This is a genomic window from uncultured Tyzzerella sp., from assembly GCF_963558545.1.
Classification (GTDB): Bacteria; Bacillota; Clostridia; order Lachnospirales; family CAG-274; genus Tyzzerella.
Genome location: NZ_CAUWHO010000116.1, coordinates 1 through 1,637, shown reverse-complemented (window position 1 = coordinate 1,637; position 1,637 = coordinate 1). Strand labels below are relative to the sequence as shown.

3 protein-coding genes and 1 pseudogene are annotated in these 1,637 nt (G+C 22.1%); 3 read left to right on the top strand and 1 reads right to left on the bottom strand.

The genetic code is table 11. The features are described 5' to 3' along the window. Window positions 1-335: hypothetical protein (locus R5Z65_RS10085; protein ID WP_317368932.1), on the top strand; the 335-nt coding region annotated here is incomplete at its 5' end. A gap of 77 nt (window positions 336-412) precedes the next feature. On the opposite strand, the gene R5Z65_RS10080 is transcribed toward R5Z65_RS10085, so the two are convergent. Next, window positions 413-760 (bottom strand): helix-turn-helix transcriptional regulator, encoded by a 348-nt coding sequence (locus R5Z65_RS10080; RefSeq protein WP_317368929.1) that lies wholly within the window; start codon window positions 758-760, stop codon window positions 413-415. A gap of 151 nt (window positions 761-911) precedes the next feature. Here R5Z65_RS10080 and R5Z65_RS10075 point away from each other — a divergent pair, with 151 nt between their 5' ends. Next, the gene (locus tag R5Z65_RS10075) at window positions 912-1,397 is read left to right on the top strand and encodes an SLOG family protein (protein ID WP_317368927.1); all 486 of its coding nucleotides are present in this window, start codon (window positions 912-914) and stop codon (window positions 1,395-1,397) included. A gap of 49 nt (window positions 1,398-1,446) precedes the next feature. Further along, window positions 1,447-1,637, top strand: a pseudogene (locus R5Z65_RS10070) (hypothetical protein); the annotation flags it as partial.

The window sequence follows — 1,637 nt, the reverse complement described above, 5'->3', positions numbered from 1 at the left end:
CTAATAAAAATAGTCAATTTAAAATTCTTCAAGATAACTTATTTACAGATAGAGTTTATGAAATTGACTTAACAAAAGGACTACAACAAGGAGAACGTATTACAGATATAAGATACGAATTTGAAAAAGTAGGTGTTGGCTTTAGAGAAGTAGAAAAGCCTTTCCTTTATGCTAAAGTAAATAGCAATGTTAAGAAAAATGAACAATTTACTAATATTCTAACTGTTGGTGGTAGGTATGATATGCAAACAGTAAAACACGAAGATAAATTTACAACAATAGTAATAAGCAGTACTCCAACATTTAATGGGAAATTACCTAGAACAGGGTATTAAAATATATAATATAAAAAGAGAGATAAATTCTCTCTTTTTATATTTAAAAACTAGATAAAGAATAAATAATATATAAATTATTCTTTATCTATAGAAATATATTTTTTTGAATTGTCCAGTATAGAAAAAAATAAGTCTAAAACTCTGTCTTTTTCATTGTTAGGCAATTCATCTAAAATATTTGATATTTCTATTAATTTAATTTCTTTTTTAGAATTCAAATTATCTGAAAGAAGAATATCAGATGAAACATTTAATATGTTTGTAATTTTTATAAAAGTTTGTAATGTTGGAACTTTATTACCACGTTCGATATTTCCTATATGTGTAGGACTTAATTCTAATAACTCTGCAAATTTTTCTAAAGTCAAATTAGATTTTTTTCTATATTCTCTTATTTTTTTACCTATGCTTTTATTATCCACTAAAAAAACCCTTTCATAAATAATAATTATAGGTTAAGTATATAAAAATAACTTTAAAATAAAAATAAACTATAAGAATATAATATTCTAATAGTTGATATTTAGTTAAAATGTATGTATAATTGTTATAAAAATATTTTGGAGGTAAAATATGAAAAAATTAACTTGTTGCTTTACAGGACATAGAGATATATCTAAAAATGAATATGCAAAAATTTATGAAGTTACAAAAATTATTATAGAAATATTAATAAAAGAAAAAGGGATATTGTATTTTAAAGTAGGTGGTGCAAGAGGATTTGATACAATAGTTGCATTAGCAATTATAGAATTAAAAGTTAAATATAAAGATATAAAATTAATTTTAATACTACCTTGCAAAAATCAATGTTTTAAATGGAATAAAATGGATATTGATTTATATAATCTAGTATTAGAGAGTGCAGATGAAATTATTTATATATCGGAAAATTATACTAAAACTTGTATGTTAGAAAGGAATGATGAACTTTTAGAAAATAGCAATTATTGTGTATGCTATTTAAGAGAAAAAATTATGCAAGGGGGAACGTTTTATACTGTTTCAAGAGCAAAAAAGAATAATATAGAGATTTATAATGTAAATAACTATATATAAGAAAGGTGGAATATTTAATTATTCTGCCTTTTTGTTTTAAGGAGGAAAAATGGAAACATTAATAATACCAATAACAATATTAATAAGTGTAATTATAGGTGGAAGTATTTTAATACTTTACATAAACAATTCTACTAATGAAAAATATAAAGATGAAGAAGATTTTGATAAGGAAACAGCACAGCAATTTATAAATATAAAAGATATAAATGATAAATATTTATATACTAATGAGGGCAA

What these genes read in the sequence shown, in the direction of transcription:
- R5Z65_RS10075 (WP_317368927.1), top strand. Translation starts at nt 912, where the DNA reads ATGAAAAAATTAACTTGTTGCTTTACAGGACATAGAGATATATCTAAA.